Below are 20,148 nucleotides of genomic sequence, written 5' to 3'. Positions count from 1 at the left end.
TCGTGTTTTTGCCCTCGTTTTCAAATGGGAGTTTGTGAATCTTTTATAATTAGCCTGATTATCCCATCAATGCGGATTAATCACTCGTCGATTTCCCCGTTGATGCGTTTTATGCCAAGTTTTTGGATTTTGGAAGCCAAAGTGGTCGGCGGGACGCCCAAAATCTCGGCAGCTCCGCCAACACCGCGAATCCGTCCGTTGACGCGTTTCAAGACGGCTTCAATGTGTTCGCGCTCGTTTTCTTCGATGGTTTTCAGATACCAACCGCTGCTCGTTTCGTCGATTTCCTTTTTTTGCGGAAGCGGAATTTCCTCGATCGTATCGGTCCGGCTCAACAATACGCTGCGTTCCATAAGGTTTTCGAGTTCGCGTATGTTGCCCGGCCAGTTGTAATTGAGAAGGCTTTTCAAAGCTTGCTCCGACAAGCGTTCGACGGGTTTGTTGTTCTTCGCCGCAAAGTGTCTCAGAAAATGTTTTGCCAATCGCGGCACGTCTTCTCTCCTCTCGCGCAACGACGGGATTTCTATAGGAAAAACATTGAGGCGATAATATAAATCGAGCCTGAAACGGCCTTCGGCGACTTCTTTTTCCAGATTGCGATTCGTCGCGGCCAGGATGCGGACGTCTACTTTGATCGTCGTGGTGCCTCCAATCCTTTCGATTTCTTTTTCCTGAATCGCACGTAACAGTTTGGCCTGGATTTCTATCGGCATTTCGCCAATTTCATCAAGGAACAACGTGCCTTTGTGCGCTTGTTCAAATTTGCCGATGCGTCTTTCGGATGCACCTGTAAACGATCCTTTCTCGTGTCCGAACAATTCGGTCTCGATAAGATTTGCCGGAAGAGCCGAACAATTCACCTTGATGAAAGGCCCCGATTTTCTAGGAGAAATAGTGTGGATACTCGAAGCGATGCGTTCCTTTCCCGTACCGCTTTCGCCCAAAATAAGCACCGTGGTCTCGGCGGCCGCAACCTGAAGAATGTTATCGAATACCGACAATAAAACCGGACTTTTGCCGATTATCCCTTCGAAATCTCCAGACTCGGGTTTGCTTTGTTGTTGGTTTTTTTCTTTCGATTTTCCGTGTTTTTCGGCAGCGATAAATTCAGAAACCACAGAAGCGACCGTAGGCTTGATACGCGTGCACATTTCGACATGCGAATCATCGAATCCGTTGGGTTTGCGACTGAAAAACGACAGGAAAAAACTTGCCCCGTCAACCGATAAGTCTACCGGAAACGTGATGTTGCTTCGCGCACCGAACGAAGTCGCCATAAGCTGTTTCATCGAAACCGTACGGCACAGTTTGGCGAAATCGTCGTTCGCGTACAACGTTATTTTTTGGTCGATTGGAATATCGTACTGCAATTTCTTTACTTCGTGTTCCTTGAGCGTCGTGATGTTTTGGAATTCGGGCATTCCGAGTTTTTGATATTCCGAAAACCCCGTCCTCATAAAACCCACGGTCTTGTCGGTGTCTTGCGAACCCGTGCGATAAACGGCGACGACGACGTCGAACGGCAATAACGGCTGCATCGCTTTCGACAGCGCAAAAATACGGTCGTCCCAAGTAAGCGCATCGGGAATGAGTTCGCGCACTTTCTTTTGGAATGTCGATTCCATACGCATCATGGCCTCGATGCCGTTCTGTTGGTGATATTGCGCAATTTCCATCGCCACGAGTAAATCGCGGTCGCGGAACGGCTTGACCAAAAATCCGTACGGATGCGTGGCTTTGGCTTCGTTGAGCACTTTTTCGTTCGAATTGGCCGAAAGATAGATGAACGCGATGTTTTCATCCTTGAGGAATCGTGCCAGGTCGATACCCGTTTCCTTTCCCGAAAGGAAAATATCCAGCAACACAAGACCGGGCCGCTGTTGTGCGATTATTTTTTTGGCGTCGGGAACCGTCCTCGCGATGCCGATTACCTGATAACCCGCGCGCTTGAGCATCAGCTGCAAGTGGTTGGCTTCTACGAATTGATCTTCTACGATAAGTATTTTGGTCTCTTTATTCATGGTGTTGCGGCAAAGTGAAACGGATGTCGATGTGCGTGCCTTTATCGGAATACATGGCGATATCGGCATGGATGTCCTGACTCAGGCCGTAAATGAGGCGCGTGCCCAAGGACGAGGCGTTCTCGTATTCAAAACCTTCTGGAAGCCCGATGCCGTTGTCGATGATTTCCAAAAGGAAACGACCGTCAGCTTCTTTTTTGAGATGGATGCGGATGAACTTATCCTGACGGTCCCGAAACGCATACTTGAACGAATTGGTGATCGCCTCGTTCAATATAAGCCCGAGCGGAATGGTGTGCGACAGTGGAAAATCGACCTTCTCGATGTCCAAAATAAAGCGCACGCCCGAATTTTCCTCATACGATTGTTGCAGGTAATCGACGAGGTCGGCTATGTACGAAGGCATGTCGGTCATCGACAGGTTTTCGGTCTGATACAGTTTTTGGTGGATCAGCGACATGGCCTGGATCCTGTGCTGGCTGTCTGAAATGGCTTTTTTCGCTTCTTTTCCTTTGATGAATTCGGTCTGGCTTTCAAGAAGGCCCGTCACCATGTGAAGGTTGTTCTTTACGCGGTGATGGATTTCGCGCAACAACCACTCCTTTTCCTGAAGCAAATGCTCGAGCGAGGCGTTCTTATCGTGGATTTCGGCCTGTTGCGTCTTAAGCATCGCGTTCGATCGTTGTTTGAGCCGATAGCCTTTGTACAACAGGAACGCGATGATCGTCAACAACACCAATCCGCCGAGGATTATGTTTCGGATGAGTTTTTCCCTTTCGAGATTGCTTTGCTGGATCAGCGCCTGGCGTTTGAGCACCAAAATATCCTTGCTTTTCTTTTCGGTTTCGTAGAGCACGCCGAGCTGGTTGATTTGCCTGCTTTTTGCTTCGGTGAGTACCTTGTCGGTAATTTTCTTGAGTCGTTGGAAACTGGCCAGCGCTTCTTTGTAATTGCCGTTGATGGAATCCAATTTGAACTTCCAGAACTCTATTTTATCGCGGTTGATTCCCGAATCGGTGCGTTTGGAAACGCTGTCGAGTTTCGCGACCCACAATTGGGCTTTCTTGTAGTCTTTGATGTAGTCGTAATATTTGAGCAGCGTATTTACCGTATTGCTGTAGCTGTTGTAATCTGTAGGTTCCGAAGACAACGTCCGCTCTATTTGCAGTGCGTGTTTCTGCGCCATTTTCATGTGCCCGTTGACCGCGTACAGATGCAGCAGCAACGAATCCCAAAGCGTGCCTTCGGTTTTGGCGAATCCGGGATATTTCGCCAGCATCGTCTTCGTAAATGTAAGCGCTTCCTTTTCCTTGCCTTGGGCGAGCAGCACTTCGGCAATATTGAACACCATCGTGATCATGCCGTCCATGTCATGGTAACGTTCGGCGTAGGCCAATGCTTTCTTGTAATGCTTCAAGCCTTCGTCAAATTGCTGCAATTGCACATAAGACGAACCGAGCCTGTTGTAGATCGTGCACATGAGCAAACTGTCGTCGCCCAATTTTTCGGCGGTTTTTACCGCAAGCCAACCGTATTTGATCGCTTCTTTGTAATCTCCTAACGTGGCATAGACGCGTCCGAGCAAATCGTAAACCTCATGCAATCGGTCGTATTTGGCTTTTTTGTAAGCGGCGGCGGCGAGCTTGAGATAATTCAACGCTTCACCGGCTTTGCCTACGACTTGACTCATGTCGCCCGCTTCTTTGTAACAATCGCCTTCGCGCTTGAAATTACGGGCTTTACTGAAAAAGGTAGCGGCTTTTAAAAGATAGGGGATGCGTTTCTCATTCGCAAGACCGTTAAGCGAATGGTTCGACCACAACATCACCCAAGATTCACCCAACAGATTGTAATTGCGCACGGCTGTGAACATGGTGATCGCACTTGTCGATGCTTTGATGCCATCATTGTACTTATGGTCGTTTTGGTAAAGCCGCGACATGATCAGGAAATACTTGCCTTTACCCGACGAAAACTTGAGCTCGTTGCTGATTTTCCCGCCCGCGTTGCAATATTTGCGGATTTTTTGGGATTCGGACGCTTTATTGTCGAGATACCAAAAACAAATTTCGAAATAGCGGTTCGCGAGCACCGTGTCTTTGTCTTGCTTCGCCAACATTTTTTCGGACTTTAATACGTCATCTTCATTTTTAAAGACGGCTTGCGCGTTCAGTTGAAAGCCGAATAAAAGCGTCATGGCATGCAAAACCAAAGTCGATATGGAGACCTTTCTCATCATAAGTATCGCGATTCCCATGCAATTTTGATATAAAAATCTGTATCTCAAAAAGAAAGGAAACAAAACTGCTTGAATCCAAAAACCGACGAAATATCGTTGGCAAGGCGACATGTCAACCAAATGTCGTTGGAATCAATAAATACAAATACATATAAATAATTGAAAATCAATAATTTAAAACAAAGGCATGAGTATTGGCTAAGTGATGTCAACACTAAACGATCATATCATGTTACCCAATGCCAACAAAACGATCCTTTTCATAACCGGAGCTTTTATCGGCCACAGCAGCTGGAACAACTGGATTGCGTATTTCGAAGAACACGGCTACACGACCATCACGCCTGCATGGCCCGGAAAAGACGCGAGTCCCGACATATTGCGCAAAAGACATCCCGATGCACAAGTGGCCGCCATCAGGCTGCGCGACCTCATCGAATTCTACGAAGACATTTGCGACAAACAGCCTGAACCGCCAATTGTCATAGGACATTCCATCGGAGGACTGATCGCACAACTGCTCGCGGTCAAGAAAAAAGCCAGCATGGCCGTCGCGATCCATTCCGTACCGCCTCGCGGCATCTTCACGTTCCGCTTTTCTTTTTACAAAGCCGGATGGGGTCCGCTCGGATTCTTCACTTCGCCAAAGAAAACCTTCTTCATGTCGCTAAAGCAATGGAAATACGCTTTCACGAACGGCATGCCCGAAGATTGGCAGGAAGCTTCGTATTTCAGTTATGCGATCCCCGAATCCAAACTCGTGGTGCGCGACACGATCACCAAAGATGCAAGCGTCGATTTCTCGAGTGAGCATGCGCCATTGCTGTTCATCGCAGGTGAAAACGACAATACGATTCCGGCTTCGCTCAACGAAGACAATTACAGAAAGTACAGCGATCTCGATTCTATCACAGATTTCAAACTTTTTCCCGGACGAAACCATTTCGTGCTCGGACAACCCGGATGGGAAGAAATCGCTTCGTACATATCCGACTGGATCAAAGAACAAGAACGCCTACAATACAATCATAAAACCCTTAAAAATCAATATTTATGAAAACAAAAAACTATTTCCAGAAAAGCCGTCTGGCCCTGATCGCCAGCACGACATTAGTAATTTTCTCTTTGACGTCGACGGTTGTCGGATGCTCCAAAAAAGAAGAAAAAATCGCACTTCATGTCGAGTCCGTGCCCGACACTACGGCTGCAACAACTCCGGCCGCACCACCAAAAGGATTCAAAAGCGATTTTGCACAGGTGAACGGAGTGCGCATCCATTACGTGATTGGCGGCCAGGGCGAACCTTTGGTTCTCGTACACGGATTCGGCCAGAATTGGTACATGTGGAACCGCATCTTGCCCGAATTGTCGAAACACTTCACCGTAATCGCTCCCGATTTGAGAGGCGTCGGCGAATCGGGCAAACCGGAATCGGGCTACGAAAAGAAAAACATGGCAAAAGACATACACGAACTCGTCTCCCAATTGGGTTACAAACAGATCAACCTCGCCGGACACGACATCGGTTTGATGGTCGCCTACGCCTACGCTTCCCAATTTCCGACCGAAGTCAAGAAACTGGCGCTTATGGATGCGCTCTTGCCTGGAATCGAACCCGTATGGTCACAGGTTTCAGCCTCCGCATGGTGGTTCGGATTCTTCAACTGGCCGGCTTCGGGCAACATCGTCAAAGGGAAAGAACGCGAGTTCCTGACTAATTTCTGGCCGATGGTCGGTCATGTGAAAGATCCGTTCACAGCCGAAGAAACCAACGAATTCGTACGCGCCTATGCGACACAAGACGCCACGACCGACAGCTTCAAATGGTTCGGCGCATTCGAACAGGACGGCAAAGACAACAAGGAATTCATGAAAACCAAACTCAAAATGCCGCTATTGGCGATGGGTGGCGAATATTTCGCGGCCGCTTTCCTCAAAGACCATTCGAAATTGGTGGCCGAAAACGTGAGCGAATCCAAAATTGCAGGTTCGGGACACTGGCTCGTGCAAGAAAATACGGCACAGGTACAAAAAGATCTGCTCGCTTTCTTCCTATCGAAATAACAAAAACCACAAAAATGAAACGGTCACTACTTATCGTATTACTGTTCTGCGCTTTCAGCTCGATCGCGCAGACAGCCGACCTGATCGTCTTTAACGGAAAGATAGCCACGATGCACAAGCCCAATGAGTTTGTGCAGGCTGTCGCCGTAAAAGACGGTTTGATACTCGACATCGGAAAAAGTTCGGACATCCTCAAAAAACATTCGGGCAACGCCACCCAAAAAATCGACGCCAAAGGCAAAACCGTGATTCCCGGACTCAACGACAGCCACATCCACGTAATCCGCGAAGGTTTGAATTACAATGCCGAATTGCGATGGGATGGCGTCAAAACGTTGAAAAGAGCGATGGAAATGTTGCGCGAACAGGCAGCCCGGACGCCCCAAGGTGTGTGGATCAAAGTCGTCGGAGGTTGGAACGAATACCAATTCGCCGAAAAGCGCCAACCCACGATCGAAGAAATCAACGCCGCGGTGCCAGACAGGCCGGTTTTCATCAGTTACCTGTACGGAAAAGCGTTCGTCAACAAAAAAGGGCTCGAGGTTTTGGGGTATGACAACAACACCAAATACGAAGGAAGTCTGCTGGAAAAGGACGCGAATGGCAACCTGACCGGTGTGATGTACGCAAAGGAAACCCCAAAAGCCATTTATACGACGCTTGGACTGACGACTAAATTGTCACCAGAGGAAAAGCTCAACAGCTCGATCCAGTTCAACCGCGAACTCAACCGTTTCGGGCTTACAAGTGCCATCGATGCGGCCGGTGGCGGACAAAATTTCCCTGCCGATTACGCCACATCGCTCGAACTCGCCAAGCAAAACAAGCTCACGTTGCGCATTTCGTATTACCTGTTCGCCCAGCAAAAAGGCAAAGAATTGCAGGATTACGAAAAATGGGTTTACGAAACCAAAATCAACAAGAACGACAATTTGTTCGTCGCCAATGGCTATTCCGAAGAAGGCGCGGGCGAAAACCTCGTGGCGAGCGCCGCGGATTTCGAGAATTTCCTCGAACCAAGGATCGTTCTCTCGGACGAAATGGAACAAGACCTCGAACCCATCATCCGCTTATTGGTCAAAAACCGCTGGCCGTTCCGCCTGCATGCCACGTATGGCGAATCGATCGAGCGCATGCTTACCGTATTCGAAAAAGTGAATAAGGAGATTCCGTTCGACGGATTGCGTTGGCTGTTCGACCACGCCGAAACCATCACGCCTGCCCAAATGGAACGCGTCAAAAAACTTGGCGGCGGCATTGCCGTCCAGTTCCGAATGTACTTCCAGGGCGAATTGTACGAAAAAATGTACGGTGCGCCTACCGTTCAGATTCCGCCGATCAATCAAATGCTCAAAATCGGGATTCCCGTAGGAATGGGAACCGACGCGACGAGGATTTCGACCTACAATCCGTGGATGGCGATGCATTGGCTGCTTACCGGAAAAACGCTCGGCGGCATGCAGTTTTGGCCGGTTTCGGAATCACTGGATAAATTCGACGCGCTCAAGCTTTACACTTCGGGAAGCGCGTGGTTTTCGGGAGAAGAAAACGTCAAAGGCAAACTGATCAAAGGCATGTACGCCGACTTTGCCGTGCTCGACCACGACTATTTCTCGATTGCGCCCGACGACGTGCGCCAAATCGAATCGGTACTCACCGTCGTGAACGGAAAAGTCGTTTATGCAACCGATGAATTCAAGACGCTGCAACCCGTCGTTCCTGTCGTTATCCCCGATTGGTCACCTGTAAAATATTTCGGCGGTTACCAAAAATAAATCGAGATGAAAACACCAACCATGAAAACAATCGCATGCTTCTTAATGGTCTTTATCGGATGTGTAGCCTCGGCCCAACAATCGCCCGATTTCAAATCGATGCGGTTCGACGAGGATTATTCGACTGTAAACGACTCCACTTTCGGTTCAAAATGGTACAGTCGCATGAAGCATTTGAATTTGAGTGAAAACCGCCGGAGCTACCTGTCTTTCGGAGGCGATGTGCGCTACCAGTATTTTTACGTCGAAAACGAAAATTGGGGAGATTCGCCCGAGGATCACGACGGCTATATCTTGTCGCGCTTTCTGTTTCACGCCGATTTGCACTTGGGAAAACGGGTTCGCTTTTTCGTGCAGACGCAAAGCAGTTTGGCCGAAGGAAGGCTCGATCCGAGTCCCGTCGATCAAAATCCGCTAGAACTTCACCAGGGATTTGCCGATTTCGGTTTGCTCGAAAATCCGACCCAAAAAACCGCACTGCTGTTGCGCATCGGACGACAGGAACTCTCCTATGGCAGCCAGCGCTTGGTCGCCGTGCGCGAAGGCCCGAACAACCGGCAGTCGTTCGACGGCGCAAAAGCGATGCTCAAAGTCGCCAACTTCAAGGCCGATTTTTTCTACACGCATTACGTTCGCGCTTCCGACGATATTTTCGACGACGAATCGAACGACAGTCGTCAGTTTTGGGGAAGTTATTTCAGGTACGACAAGATTCCGTACATCGGCACGACCGAATTGTATTATTTAGGACTTTATCGCGAATCGGTTGCGTTCGATTCCGGAATTACGGGCAATGAGACACGTCATTCCGTGGGCATGCGACTCGCCAACCAAATCGGCGGATGGCGTTACGACCTCGAAGGCGTTTACCAGTTCGGGCGTTTCGCGATGACCGACATCAGTGCGTGGACGGCTTCGGTCAATACGGCATTCCGGTTCAATTCGCTCAAATTCAAGCCCGAAATCGGTTTGAAGACCGAAATCATCAGCGGCGACCGCGACGTTACCGACGACAAAACCCAAACGTTCAATCCGCTTTTCCCTCGAGGCGCTTACTTCGGATTGGCGGCTTTGGTCGGCCCGTCGAACCTCATCGACGTACATCCTTCGATCAGTTTCAATATTGCCGAAGGTTTGGACTGGACGATCGATTACGACGCTTTTTGGCGGTTCAGCGAACAAGATGGTTTGTACGCGCCGAACGCTTCTCTGATTTATCCTGCGGGCGATTCGGGCGAAAAGGAAATCGGACAGCAACTCGCCACCGATTTTACGTGGGATGCGAATGCGTTTCTTTCGTTCCGCGCCGAATTCACCTGGTTCAAAGCCGGAAAATACCTGCAATCGGTCACGCCCGGAAACGACATCATTTTTACGGGACTTACGATGCAACTTCAATTTTAATCTTCAACAATCATTTAAACTTTACATCATGAAAACACTTTTCTTTTCAGCAATCCTTTTGTGTGCGTCGTTGTTGCACGCACAAAAACCGTCACCTCAATTGCTCAATCCGACGAATCACGCGCTTGTGCTTATCGATTTCGAAGGACAGATGGCGTTCGCGACCCAAAGCATTCCGATCGATCACTTGCGCAACAATGTAGCTTTGCTGGCGTTCGGATCGAAAATTTTCAAAGTGCCGACAATCAACACGACCGTGGCCGAGAATTCGTTCAGCGGTCCGGTTTTTCCTGAAATTCTCGAAGCGTATCCGCAAACGTCCGGTTACATCGACCGCACGACGATGAATACCTGGGAAGACGTCAACGCTTATAAAGCCATCACGGGAACCAATAAAAAGAAAATCGTGTTCGCCGGTCTTTGGACGAGCGTTTGCATAGTCGGGCCGGTTCTTTCTTCCATTTCTGAAGGTTACGACGTGTATTTTATTGCAGATGCCTGCGGAGACGTCACGCCCGAAGCGCATGAAAGAGCGGTCGAACGCATGATACAAGCCGGGGCGAAACCCATGACCGCCGTACAATACGTTTTGGAACTGCAACGCGATTGGGCGCGACAAGAAACGTATACGCCCGTCAACGACCTGATGCAGAAATACGCGGGCGGTTACGGCATCGGTATCCAATATGCGCGCAATATGCTAAAACATTGACCTGCCTTAAAAATCAAAAAAACACAAAAGCCCGGCAATTACCGGGCTTTTTTATGGAAATATGAAGTTGGTTATTTCACGCTCACTTCTTTGCTCGCCGCTACGATCACTTTAGCGACGGCTTCGGGTTGCGAAATGAAAACCACGTGGCTTCCTTTGATTTCGGTGATTTTGGCATTCGCTTTTTTGTACATGTTGCGTTGGATTTCGGGATTGATCGATTTATCCTCTGTCGCCACTACACCGTATGACGGCTTGGTTCTCCAAGCAGCTTTGGTCACGTTGGTTCCGAAGCCTTTTGCATAGAACGCACCTTGTGAAGCGTACATGAAATCGGCGTCTTTCTTGCTGAGATCGGCACAAAAACCAGCGTGGAATTTGGCTTTGTCATAATACACGATTCCTTTGTCGTCTGGAGCAAGCACCCCGTTTTCTGAAGCTGGCGGAGCCGATTGCAGCCAAGTCAACGCTGATTCTCCGGCATCAGGTTGCAAAGCCGCCACATAAACCAAAGCCGCCACTTTAGGATGGTTACCAGCTTCGGTGATCACGACGCCACCCCATGAATGTCCTACGAGGATTGTCGGTCCGTCTTGTTTGTCGAGTGCCAATTGTGTCGCTCTTACGTCGTCTTCCAAAGAACTCAACGGATTTTGCACCACGGTCACGTCATAACCTTTTTGGGTCAATGATTCATAAAGGCCTTTCCAGCCCGATCCGTCGGCAAAAGCACCGTGTACGAGTACTACATTCTTGATTTTCGGGGTTGACGCCTTTTGGGCGAACGATGAAACTCCGAATACTAACATTGTCGCTACCAGCAGACTTTTTACGAGATTTTTGAAACTTGTCGTTTTCATGATAAAGATTTTTAAAGTGGAAGATTAGATTGATATTGTTATTGTCGGGTCGTTATTGCGATTTGACAGGACAAAACTAGTTCGCGTATTTTCATAAATCAAATTGATAATTTTTTGAAGTCATAAATATTAATTATAATCGTGTATTTTCGGATGACGTACAACAAAAGCGGGAATCGAAGTTTTTCCGCGACGACGCACTTCGTATATTTGCCCAAACACACCACCATGATCATCCGCCCCGGCACAAAACAAGACATGCCAGACGTGTTGCGTCTGATAACCGAACTCGCCATTTTCGAGCGCGAACCCGACGCCGTCGTAGTCACGGTAGACGACTTGATTCGCGACGGTTTCGGAAACGACCCGCTTTTTTACACGTTCATAGCCGAACTTGACAACGAGATTGTAGGAATGGCGCTTTATTATTACCGTTATTCGACGTGGAAAGGCAAAACCATCCATCTCGAAGACCTGATCGTGACCGAAAAAGCGCGCGGAACCGGAGTCGGCTTGGCTTTGTACTCCAAAATCATCGAACAGGGAAAAATCGACAACGTGAGACGAATCGAATGGAACGTGCTCGACTGGAACGAACCCGCGGTGAAATTCTACGAGAAATCCGGAGCCAAAATCCTTACCGATTGGCGCGTCGTGCACATGGACCAGACCGGAATCAATAATTTTAAATAAATCTCAAATCCCAAAATCCAAATCCCAATCGTTCTTTAAGACAGTTAGGAATTTGGAATTTTTCAACATCGGAATTTTACTGAAATGAGAATCTTCAAATTCGGTGGCGCCTCCGTAAAAGACGCAGCAGGAATCCGCAACGTATACGAAGTGTTGCAGATTGTGGGACACGAAGACGTTTTGCTCGTCGTTTCGGCCATGGGAAAAACCACGAACGCACTCGAGGTCGTCGTGAAAAACTACATGGACAAATCGAAGGAGCTAAAGGAATCGCTTCAGGATGTAAAAAAATACCACAGCGAGATTTTGCTCGACCTGTTCGAAGACGACAAACACAAGGTTTTTTCGGATGTCGCCGCACATTTTGCCGATATGGAATACTTTCTCGGCCACAACAAATCACCGAATTACAACTTCGTATACGACCAGATCGTGAGTTACGGAGAATTGATATCGACCGTGATCCTGTCGCATTACATGAATTACCGCAGCATTTCGACCACCTGGATCGACGTGCGCAATTTCATCAAGACCGACAGTACGTTCCGCGATGCAAACGTCGATTGGGAACAGACGCAAAAGAACATTTCAAAGAACGTCAAGCGTAAGCAACTCAATATCACCCAAGGATTTTTGGGTTCGGACGAAAACGGGTTCACGACGACTTTGGGGCGCGAAGGTTCCGATTACACGGCCGCTATTTTCGCTTATTGCCTCAACGCCGACAGCGTCACGATCTGGAAAGACGTTCCCGGTGTGATGAATGCCGACCCACGTTATTTCGAGAACGCCACGCTGTTGAACCAGATCTCGTACCGCGAAGCCATCGAATTGGCGTTTTACGGCGCTACCGTGATCCACCCGAAAACGCTGCAGCCGTTACAGGGCAAGGAAATCCCGCTTTACGTAAAATCGTTCCTGAATCCGAAATTGCCCGGAACCAGCGTTTCCAAAGGCGCCGACCTCGATCCGCAATTGTCGTGTTTCATCGTCAAGAAAAACCAGTTATTGATTTCGCTTTCGTCCATCGATTTTTCGTTCATCATGGAAGAAAACATCAGTGAAATCTTCGCGTTGTTGCACAAATACAAGATGAAAGTGTCGTTGATACAGAATTCGGCGATCAGTTTTTCGGTTTGCGTAGACGATAAATTCGGGAATTTCCAAGAGCTCAAGGCGACGCTTTCCAAGAAATTCAAGGTGTCGTACAATGAAAACGTGTCGCTTTACACGATCCGCCATTTCGATGACAAGGCGTCGAAAATGGTCGAAAAGGACAAAAAAGTACTCGTGAAGCAAATCAGCCGTGAGACGTTGCAGATCGTAACGCTCGAATCCTGATGTAAAAAAACTACAGAAAATCTGTAAAACGAATTGGCGTCGGCTCCTTAATTTCGGAACCGACTCTAATTTTTTTGTCCGATCGCGTCTTATTTGCCCTCAAGGATTTTGACCATTTTCTCTCCGACTCCTTTACCCGATGCAGGATTTTGTCCGGTCACCAAGTTGCCGTCGGCTACGCTCATCGGCTGCCACGGTTCGGCTACATGGTAAATCGCGCCTTGTTCGGTAAGCGCCGTCTGAAGATCGAAAGGCACGTCGGCTCTTGCGTAATTGTCTTCTTCGGCCGTGGTGAAAGACGAGATGTTCTTACCATTCACGAGATAACTGCCGTCGCTGAGCTTGACGTTGAGCAGCGCAACCGGTCCGTGACAAACCGCACCTACGACCGCGCCTCGTTCATAGGTTTCCCTGACGACTTGCTTGAGCAATGGGTTTTCGGGCATGTCGGCCATCGGCGCTAGACCGCCGGGAACGAAAATGGCGTCGTAACCGCTTACGTCTACATCAGAAAGTTTTTTGGCTTTTTGCATGGTTTCCCAGCCTTTTCCGACGAGGAACGCAAGATTGTCGGGATCGGCGGCCATCCAAAGCGCGTCGAGGTAAGGCGTGTCTCCGCTAAGGCTCGCAAAATCGATTTGGTAACCGGCACGGTCAAATTCGGCGTAAGGATGTGCGACTTCGGGCAGGAAATTGCCTGTTCTTCTGTTGTTCGGACCAATCGCGTTGGTGTTCGATACGATAATTAGGATTTTTTTTGACATGATGAAATTCTTTAAAATGATTGATAAGTGTTGTTTACGATAATTTTTTCACGAACATGAGTTCGCGCACTTCGAGAAGCGGGATGATTTGTTTTACGACGATATTTTGATAGTGGTCGGAATTCTTGTGAAACTCCAAAGCCTCTTCGTTCGCATAGCGTTCGTGCAGCACGAATTCCGTGGGTTCGGTTTCCGACTGGAAAATCTCGTAAGTAAGATTCCCTTTTTCGGATTTTGATTTTTGCGCCAGTTCGGGCAACAATTTCAAGACATTAGAGACTTCCGTCTGCTTGATTTTCCATTTTACGATGAGTTCTTTTTCCATATGATCGTGACTTTAATTTTACGTTCGATTGTTATTCAAAGTTCTGATTAACAGCGTCCAAAAAAATTGACGTAGGATAAGAAAACAGTGTCGTCTATTTTCCGGATTTGGGGAATACCGATTCATGACAAACCAAAATTAGGCGGCCGTCATCTGCAAAAAATTGATGTAGGATAAGAAACTATTCGTGGGCAAGTTCGTGTCGTATCCTGCTCAGGCTTTCGGTCGTGATGCCCAAATAGGATGCGAGATGGTAATTCTTGATGTGTTTTTCGATATTCGGATACGCCTTGAGAAACGTCTTGTATTTGTCTTTAGCCGACAACGCCAGATCGGACAGGATGCGCCTTTGGAAACTGCCGAAAAAGCGTTCCATCTTGATCCTGAAAAAACTCTCGATCCCGGGTACTTCGACATACAGTTCTTCCATGCTTTGCTTGGCGAGGCGGTATACGATCGCGTCCTGTATGCATTCGATGTTCAAAACCGATTTCCCACCGGTAAAAAATGCCGTGTAATCGCTGATCCACCAATCCTTTATAGCGAATTGTATCGTGACGTCTTTTCCGGTATCGGTAATGTGATAGGTACGCATACATCCATCTTCTACGTAATACTGGTAAGGTACAGACTGCCCCGCAATTAAAAGAATATCTCCCTTTTTGACCGAAATCCGCTCAAACTTCGATTGGGCAATATTGAAGTCGGCATCCGAAAAATCTACCCCTTTAAAAATCTCCCTTACGGTACAATTATTCATAAAAAACAGAATGCTTTGACGTTGATTGACTGCAATTTGAATTTAAATGTAAGGACATTCCAACAGCTACTTCCGAATCAATCGTACAGATGTAACCAAACGTCAAGTTACGACAAAAAAACAAGTTAAAATATTGATTTACAAAACTATCCGCAGTAGATATTTTGATTGAAATCCCAACGCTCAAAGAAAGAAAAACCTTAGATAGGCTTTCTTACCATACATCAATTTTTTTGATTACTGCTACATATACATTTGTCCGAGAAGGTGAGCTTTCCAGAAACATGAAACCGAATCCGGCAAGTTTCCGCAACACGGATCTGTGTTGAAAAGCGCATCGATATTCAGCGGCCAATTATCCACACAAACCTTTGGGAACCATGCAGCCTTGCAACATACAAGACATATTTAAGGGCGTCGCGCTCTCCCTAAAGGAAACGGAGATCCTTAGGGATAACTTTCAGAAACTTTCGATCGGTAAAGGACACATTATTTTAAGGGAAGGACAACCTGCAAGCTATCAATATTACGTGTGCAGCGGTTGTTTAAGGGCTTTTTACGTGGACGCGTCGGGCAAAGAACACACGCTTCAATTCGCCGTGAATGATTGGTGGATCAGCGATTACACGGCGTTTCTCGTCAACGGAAGAGCCATCCTCAACATAGAATGCCTGCAGGATGCGATCGTCTACCGGCTTTCGAAGGACAATCTCGAAGAACTTTACAGATCGGTGCCTTCGGTAGAGAGTTTTTTCCGCCTGATTTTCGAGCGTTACCTGATCAGTTTTCAGGAAAGAGTGCTTGCCAACCTGGCACAATCGGCCACCGAACGTTACCTGACGTTTATCAGCACCTATCCCGACATCCAAAAAAACGTCAAAAATTACCACGTGGCCTCGTATTTGGGCATCACCTCGGAAAGTTTGAGCCGCATCAAAAAGGATTTGGCCATAGACTGAGCCGATTCCGCAACATCGCATCGCGAACTTCACACGAATACACTACTTTTGACCACAAGGCGTTATAATTGCTATGCTGAAAAAATTGCTTTGGGTCGTATTGCTGTGCTTTTCGTGCGCGCTTTGGTCGCAGGAAACCGATACGCCTTACCGCAATCGCAAGTATTTCGTCACGCGCGATACGATAAAGCTCGACAGCTTGAGCATAAACCCCGAATTTTTCAAGATTTCGGATCGCCTGAATCAACCTATTGACGCTTCCTTTTACAAAATCGATTTCTCGAAATCCACTTTGGTTTTTAATGAAAACGCGCCTTTTTTGAACGACACGGTCAACGTCCGATTCCTCAAGCTTCCGCAATACCTCACCAAAGAATACAGCATTTACGACAAATCGCGCATCGTTTCGAACCAAGCGGGCAATCTGTATCAGGTCGACAAATCGGTCAAGAAAGCCTTCGTGCCTTTTGAAGGATTGAACACTTCGGGCTCGATCACGCGCGGCATCACGGTCGGAAACAACCAGAACGCGGTGACGAATTCATCCCTCGACTTGCAGATTACGGGCAAAATCTCCGACAAAGTCAGCCTTCGCGCGTCGATCCAGGATTCGAACGTGCCGCTTCAGGAAGGCGGATATTCGCAGAAACTCGACGAATTCGACCAGATTTTCATCGAATTGTTTTCCGACAAATGGAACATCCGCGCAGGCGATCTTTTCCTCGAGAACCGCAAGTCGCGCTTTTTGAATTTCAGCAAGAAAGTGCAAGGCGTTTCGGGCCAGGTCACGTTCGGAAAACCCGAAAGCCAGACCACGATTTTCGCATCGGCGGCCTTGGTGCGCGGCCAATACGCCAAAAGTACGTTCGTGGGTCAGGAAGGCAATCAAGGCCCGTATAAACTGCGAGGTCCGAACGGCGAATTGTACATTTTGGTGATTTCGGGTTCAGAACGCGTGTACGTGAACGGAATTCTGCTCAAACGAGGCGAGAATGCCGATTACGTGATCGATTACAACGCGGGCGAGATCACGTTCACGTCTTTGTTTCCGATCACGTCCGAGATGCGCATCAACATCGAATACCAATATTCGGATAGGAATTACACGCGTTTCGTGGCTTACGGAGGCGCCGTCCACGAGCACAAAACATGGAGTATCGGCGGTTACGTGTATTCTGAAAGCGACGTGAAAAACCAGCCGTTGCAGCAGAATTTGTCCGAAGAACAGGCGCAAATCCTTGTCGATGCGGGCGATGACCCGAGTTTGATGACAGCGCCTTCCGCTTACGCCGATTCGTATTCCGAAAACAAGATTTTGTATCGGAAAATCACGGTCAACGGCGTCGAGGTTTTCGAGTTTTCGAACAATCCCGACGACGATTTGTTCAATGTGCGCTTCACGCTCGTCGGAAACAACCAAGGGAACTATATTCTCGCCAATAACGCCGCCGTAGGTCGTATATACGAATATGTTGCACCGATAAACGGAATCCTGCAAGGCAATTACGAACCGATCATACGGCTTGTCGCACCGACCAAAATCCAGATCGTCTCGCTTATGGGACGCGTGAATCCGAGCGAGAAGACGAACATCGATTTCGAAGCGGGTCTGAGCAACAACGACCTCAACCTTTTTTCGCGCATGGATGACGGCAACAACCAAGGCCTCGCCGGGAAAATCAACGCGAAGCAACGCATTTTCACACGAAATAAATCGACCGTGGACGCTTTTGCGAACTACCAATTCGTGCAGAAGGAATTCCGCACGATCGAGCGTTTGTTTTCGATTGAATTCGATCGCGACTGGAACTTGACAGGCACGACCAACACGACGGGCGTCAACGACCAAAGCTATCTGCAATCGGGCGTGGAATTCAACAATCCTGAAAAAGGTTTCGCGCGATACAAATTCGAAAAACTCGATTTTTCAAGCGCTTTTTCGGGAACGCGCCATGTCGTGGAAGCCCAGATCAAGCTCAACAAATTTACGGTCCGCAACTCGGGAAGTTTCTTGAAAAGCGACGGCGATTATGCCGAATCGCAGTTTTCGCGCAACAATCTTCAGGCAAAATATCACTTCGGAAAGAATTGGGTCGGCGGCAGCCAACGTTTCGAAGACAACCACGAAGTCATCAAAACCACGGGCGCGCTTTCGGCCTTGAGCCAGCGTTTTACCGAATACGGCGCTTTCATCGGACGCGGCGATAGCACGAAAGTCTACATGGAATTGGGTTATTTGGGACGCGTCAACGACAGTTTGCAGAACGGGATCCTCGAGCGTGTGAACAGGTCGAATTCGTATTACCTCAAATCGCAACTGATCAAGAACGAACGCACGAACCTGTCGGTTTTCGTGAATTACCGCCGATTGAAATTTGAGGACGCGGCTTTGGGCACCGAACCTTCACTGAATTCCCGATTGTTGTACAGCGATCGTTTTTTCGACCAATTGATTGCCGTCACGGCCGCTTACGAAACTACTTCGGGTACGATTCCACAACAGGAATTCACGTACATCGAGGTCGAGCCCGGACAAGGGATTTACACCTGGAACGACTACAACGGCAACGGGATCCAGGAATTGCAGGAATTCGAGGTCGCGCCTTTCCCCGATCAGGCGAAATACGTGCGGGTTTTCCTTCCGAACCAGGTGTTCATCAAGACGCACCAGAATAAATTCTCGCCTTCGCTCACGCTCAATCCTGCCCAATGGCAAAACAAGACGGGCTTTCTCAAAGTGCTTTCGTATTTCTACGACCAGGCGTCTTTTTTGAGCGAACGAAAGATTGAACGCAAAGGTGACAATTTCGACTTGAATCCGTTCAGTTCCTCGGATGAGGATTTGCTCGGACTTACCTCGAGTTTCCGCAACAGTTTGTATTATAACCGCGGAAAACAAAACCATTCGGTGACGTACACGTATGTTTCGGGTCGTTCTAAAAGTTTGCTCAACGTGGGTTCGCAGGAAAACGGCAACCGTTCGCATCAAGTGCAATATGCGCATCTGGTGCAGAAAACGTGGCTGTTCAGCTTTAGTGGGCAGTCGGTTTTTTCGGAATCCAAATCAGAGAATTACGAAACGAAGAATTACGAACTCGACGGATATAAAATCCAACCCAAAATCTCGTACCTGTTCAACAAAAACGCGAGTTGGGATATTTTTTACGAACGACAGCAGAAAGACAACAAAATCAACAACCGCGAAAAGCTGGGCCAAGATCGTTTCGGTACGTCTTTCACATATGCGAGCGAAAAGAAATTCACGGCCAACGGCGAATTCTCGCTGTACAAAAACGATTTCAGCGGAGATGCGCTCTCGCCCGTCGCCTATACCATGCTCGAAGGTTTGCAGCCCGGCCAGAATTTGACGTGGCGTTTGCTGTTGCAGAAAAACCTCACCCAATACCTCGACGTGAACGTGAATTACCAAGGACGCAAAAGCGAGACGAGCAAGGCGATCCATACGGGAAGCGTACAATTACGCGCGTTTTTTTAACATCGGCCGATGCGTGCAATCAGCGGCAATCGTTTATATTTGAAATCCTTAATAAAAACCGACATGACATTCAAAACTTCCATATTCGCGGCTTTGGCATTGGCTTTGGCAACCGCTTCTTGCAAAAAAGAACTCGAGCCACAGGAAAGCTCGGTTCCGTTGACGGCGACGAATGCTGCTGCGCCGCAACCTAACGCTCAATCGGCCGCACCTCAACCGCAACAGGTACAAATGCAGCAACCGCAGCAAATGCAGGTTCAGCCGCAACAGATACAACAAGTGCAGAAAACCGCACCAGGAATGAATCCGCCACATGGGCAACCCGGCCACCGCTGCGACATTCCGGTAGGTTCGCCTTTGAGCCAACCCGTAAAGACAGCAACTCCGACCGTAACGGCCGCAAAACCTGGCACGGCGACGGTGACGACAACTCCTCCGGTGGTAAAAACCGCTCCGGGCATGAACCCGCCACACGGGCAACCCGGCCACAGATGCGACATTCCCGTAGGTTCGTCTTTGAGCCAACCCGTGAAACCGACATCGGTGCAAAACGTAAGTTCTTCAAACAACGGACAACCCGTCACAATTACGCCGTCTACGATTTCGGCCGACGGAAAAGTCACTCCGGGTTCCGGCGTCAAGATCACGACATCGAACACGCCTGCGCTTTTGCAGGATCCGAACCCGAAACCGGCAGCGACAACGACCGAATCGAAATAACCGAGCGTTAAACAA

General features: G+C 48.3%; 16 protein-coding genes. 10 read left to right on the top strand and 6 right to left on the bottom strand.

What is annotated here, in order from left to right; translation table 11 throughout:
• Positions 1-80: 80 nt before the first annotated feature.
• Both HZF10_RS11355 and HZF10_RS11350 read right to left on the bottom strand, forming a co-directional pair.
• Entirely contained in the window at positions 81-2,021 is a 1,941-nt protein-coding gene (locus HZF10_RS11355) for a sigma 54-interacting response regulator (RefSeq protein WP_176006324.1), read from the bottom strand.
• Positions 2,014-4,260 carry a histidine kinase dimerization/phosphoacceptor domain -containing protein gene (locus HZF10_RS11350; protein WP_176006323.1) on the bottom strand — a complete coding sequence of 749 codons (2,247 nt, stop codon included), beginning with the start codon at positions 4,258-4,260 and terminating at the stop codon, positions 2,014-2,016. The genes HZF10_RS11355 and HZF10_RS11350 overlap by 8 nt, the downstream gene beginning before the upstream one ends.
• A 229-nt stretch (positions 4,261-4,489) precedes the next feature.
• Between HZF10_RS11350 and HZF10_RS11345 the strand changes: the two genes are divergently transcribed.
• From HZF10_RS11345 to HZF10_RS11325, 5 genes are read left to right on the top strand one after another with little or no spacing between them, the layout of a single operon-like run.
• Entirely contained in the window at positions 4,490-5,317 is an 828-nt protein-coding gene (locus HZF10_RS11345; RefSeq protein WP_176006322.1) for an alpha/beta hydrolase, read from the top strand.
• On the top strand, positions 5,314-6,324 hold the full coding sequence (locus tag HZF10_RS11340; protein ID WP_176006321.1) for an alpha/beta fold hydrolase: 1,011 nt from the start codon (positions 5,314-5,316) through the stop codon (positions 6,322-6,324). The genes HZF10_RS11345 and HZF10_RS11340 overlap by 4 nt, the downstream gene beginning before the upstream one ends.
• A 14-nt stretch (positions 6,325-6,338) precedes the next feature.
• Positions 6,339-8,099: an amidohydrolase gene (locus HZF10_RS11335; protein WP_176006320.1), complete on the top strand. Its 1,761-nt coding sequence runs from the start codon at positions 6,339-6,341 to the stop codon at positions 8,097-8,099.
• 21 nt (positions 8,100-8,120) lie between these two features.
• On the top strand, positions 8,121-9,503 hold the full coding sequence (locus HZF10_RS11330) for an alginate export family protein (RefSeq protein WP_176006319.1): 1,383 nt from the start codon (positions 8,121-8,123) through the stop codon (positions 9,501-9,503).
• A 28-nt stretch (positions 9,504-9,531) separates the two neighbouring features.
• On the top strand, positions 9,532-10,215 hold the full coding sequence (locus HZF10_RS11325; RefSeq protein ID WP_176006318.1) for a hydrolase: 684 nt from the start codon (positions 9,532-9,534) through the stop codon (positions 10,213-10,215).
• A gap of 71 nt (positions 10,216-10,286) precedes the next feature.
• Here HZF10_RS11325 and HZF10_RS11320 read toward each other — a convergent pair whose 3' ends face one another.
• Complete coding sequence (locus tag HZF10_RS11320; protein WP_176006317.1) at positions 10,287-11,075, bottom strand: alpha/beta hydrolase; 789 nt, start codon at positions 11,073-11,075, stop codon at positions 10,287-10,289.
• 228 nt (positions 11,076-11,303) lie between these two features.
• Between HZF10_RS11320 and HZF10_RS11315 the strand changes: the two genes are divergently transcribed.
• Both HZF10_RS11315 and HZF10_RS11310 read left to right on the top strand, forming a co-directional pair.
• Complete coding sequence (locus HZF10_RS11315; RefSeq protein ID WP_176006316.1) at positions 11,304-11,768, top strand: GNAT family N-acetyltransferase; 465 nt, start codon at positions 11,304-11,306, stop codon at positions 11,766-11,768.
• Positions 11,769-11,852: 84 nt separating this feature from the next.
• Positions 11,853-13,109, top strand: coding sequence for an aspartate kinase (locus HZF10_RS11310; protein WP_176006315.1), 1,257 nt, complete (start codon positions 11,853-11,855; stop codon positions 13,107-13,109).
• 89 nt (positions 13,110-13,198) lie between these two features.
• Here HZF10_RS11310 and HZF10_RS11305 read toward each other — a convergent pair whose 3' ends face one another.
• The 3 genes from HZF10_RS11305 to HZF10_RS11295 all read right to left on the bottom strand — a co-directional run bounded on the left by HZF10_RS11305 (position 13,199) and on the right by HZF10_RS11295 (position 14,958).
• Entirely contained in the window at positions 13,199-13,873 is a 675-nt protein-coding gene (locus tag HZF10_RS11305) for a type 1 glutamine amidotransferase domain-containing protein (RefSeq protein WP_176006314.1), read from the bottom strand.
• A 34-nt stretch (positions 13,874-13,907) separates the two neighbouring features.
• A complete protein-coding gene (locus tag HZF10_RS11300; protein WP_176006313.1) occupies positions 13,908-14,198 on the bottom strand; it encodes a putative quinol monooxygenase in 291 nt (96 codons plus the stop codon).
• A 181-nt stretch (positions 14,199-14,379) separates the two neighbouring features.
• The gene (locus tag HZF10_RS11295; protein ID WP_176006312.1) at positions 14,380-14,958 is read right to left on the bottom strand and encodes a Crp/Fnr family transcriptional regulator; all 579 of its coding nucleotides are present in this window, start codon (positions 14,956-14,958) and stop codon (positions 14,380-14,382) included.
• Positions 14,959-15,338: 380 nt separating this feature from the next.
• On the opposite strand from HZF10_RS11295, the gene HZF10_RS11290 reads away from it, so the two are divergent.
• The 3 genes from HZF10_RS11290 to HZF10_RS11280 all read left to right on the top strand — a co-directional run bounded on the left by HZF10_RS11290 (position 15,339) and on the right by HZF10_RS11280 (position 20,133).
• Positions 15,339-15,917, top strand: a complete 579-nt coding sequence (locus HZF10_RS11290) for a Crp/Fnr family transcriptional regulator (protein ID WP_176006311.1) — start codon at positions 15,339-15,341, stop codon at positions 15,915-15,917.
• 73 nt (positions 15,918-15,990) lie between these two features.
• The gene (locus HZF10_RS11285; protein ID WP_176006310.1) at positions 15,991-19,413 is read left to right on the top strand and encodes a DUF8818 domain-containing protein; all 3,423 of its coding nucleotides are present in this window, start codon (positions 15,991-15,993) and stop codon (positions 19,411-19,413) included.
• 63 nt (positions 19,414-19,476) lie between these two features.
• Entirely contained in the window at positions 19,477-20,133 is a 657-nt protein-coding gene (locus HZF10_RS11280; RefSeq protein WP_176006309.1) for a hypothetical protein, read from the top strand.
• Positions 20,134-20,148: the final 15 nt, after the last annotated feature.

This window comes from Flavobacterium agri, from assembly GCF_013401995.1.
Taxonomy (GTDB): domain Bacteria; phylum Bacteroidota; class Bacteroidia; order Flavobacteriales; family Flavobacteriaceae; genus Flavobacterium; species Flavobacterium agri.
Note: the sequence above shows the minus strand (reverse complement) of the source record. Positions and strands in the feature narration are given on the sequence as shown.

Bases quoted from the DNA above. Each gene is read 5' to 3' on its own strand.
- HZF10_RS11355 (WP_176006324.1), bottom strand. From the start codon at position 2,021: ATGAATAAAGAGACCAAAATACTTATCGTAGAAGATCAATTCGTAGAA.
- HZF10_RS11350 (WP_176006323.1), bottom strand. From the start codon at position 4,260: ATGATGAGAAAGGTCTCCATATCGACTTTGGTTTTGCATGCCATGACG.
- HZF10_RS11345 (WP_176006322.1), top strand. From the start codon at position 4,490: ATGTTACCCAATGCCAACAAAACGATCCTTTTCATAACCGGAGCTTTT.
- HZF10_RS11340 (WP_176006321.1), top strand. From the start codon at position 5,314: ATGAAAACAAAAAACTATTTCCAGAAAAGCCGTCTGGCCCTGATCGCC.
- HZF10_RS11335 (WP_176006320.1), top strand. From the start codon at position 6,339: ATGAAACGGTCACTACTTATCGTATTACTGTTCTGCGCTTTCAGCTCG.
- HZF10_RS11330 (WP_176006319.1), top strand. From the start codon at position 8,121: ATGAAAACAATCGCATGCTTCTTAATGGTCTTTATCGGATGTGTAGCC.
- HZF10_RS11325 (WP_176006318.1), top strand. From the start codon at position 9,532: ATGAAAACACTTTTCTTTTCAGCAATCCTTTTGTGTGCGTCGTTGTTG.
- HZF10_RS11320 (WP_176006317.1), bottom strand. From the start codon at position 11,075: ATGAAAACGACAAGTTTCAAAAATCTCGTAAAAAGTCTGCTGGTAGCG.
- HZF10_RS11315 (WP_176006316.1), top strand. From the start codon at position 11,304: ATGATCATCCGCCCCGGCACAAAACAAGACATGCCAGACGTGTTGCGT.
- HZF10_RS11310 (WP_176006315.1), top strand. From the start codon at position 11,853: ATGAGAATCTTCAAATTCGGTGGCGCCTCCGTAAAAGACGCAGCAGGA.
- HZF10_RS11305 (WP_176006314.1), bottom strand. From the start codon at position 13,873: ATGTCAAAAAAAATCCTAATTATCGTATCGAACACCAACGCGATTGGT.
- HZF10_RS11300 (WP_176006313.1), bottom strand. From the start codon at position 14,198: ATGGAAAAAGAACTCATCGTAAAATGGAAAATCAAGCAGACGGAAGTC.
- HZF10_RS11295 (WP_176006312.1), bottom strand. From the start codon at position 14,958: ATGAATAATTGTACCGTAAGGGAGATTTTTAAAGGGGTAGATTTTTCG.
- HZF10_RS11290 (WP_176006311.1), top strand. From the start codon at position 15,339: ATGCAGCCTTGCAACATACAAGACATATTTAAGGGCGTCGCGCTCTCC.
- HZF10_RS11285 (WP_176006310.1), top strand. From the start codon at position 15,991: ATGCTGAAAAAATTGCTTTGGGTCGTATTGCTGTGCTTTTCGTGCGCG.
- HZF10_RS11280 (WP_176006309.1), top strand. From the start codon at position 19,477: ATGACATTCAAAACTTCCATATTCGCGGCTTTGGCATTGGCTTTGGCA.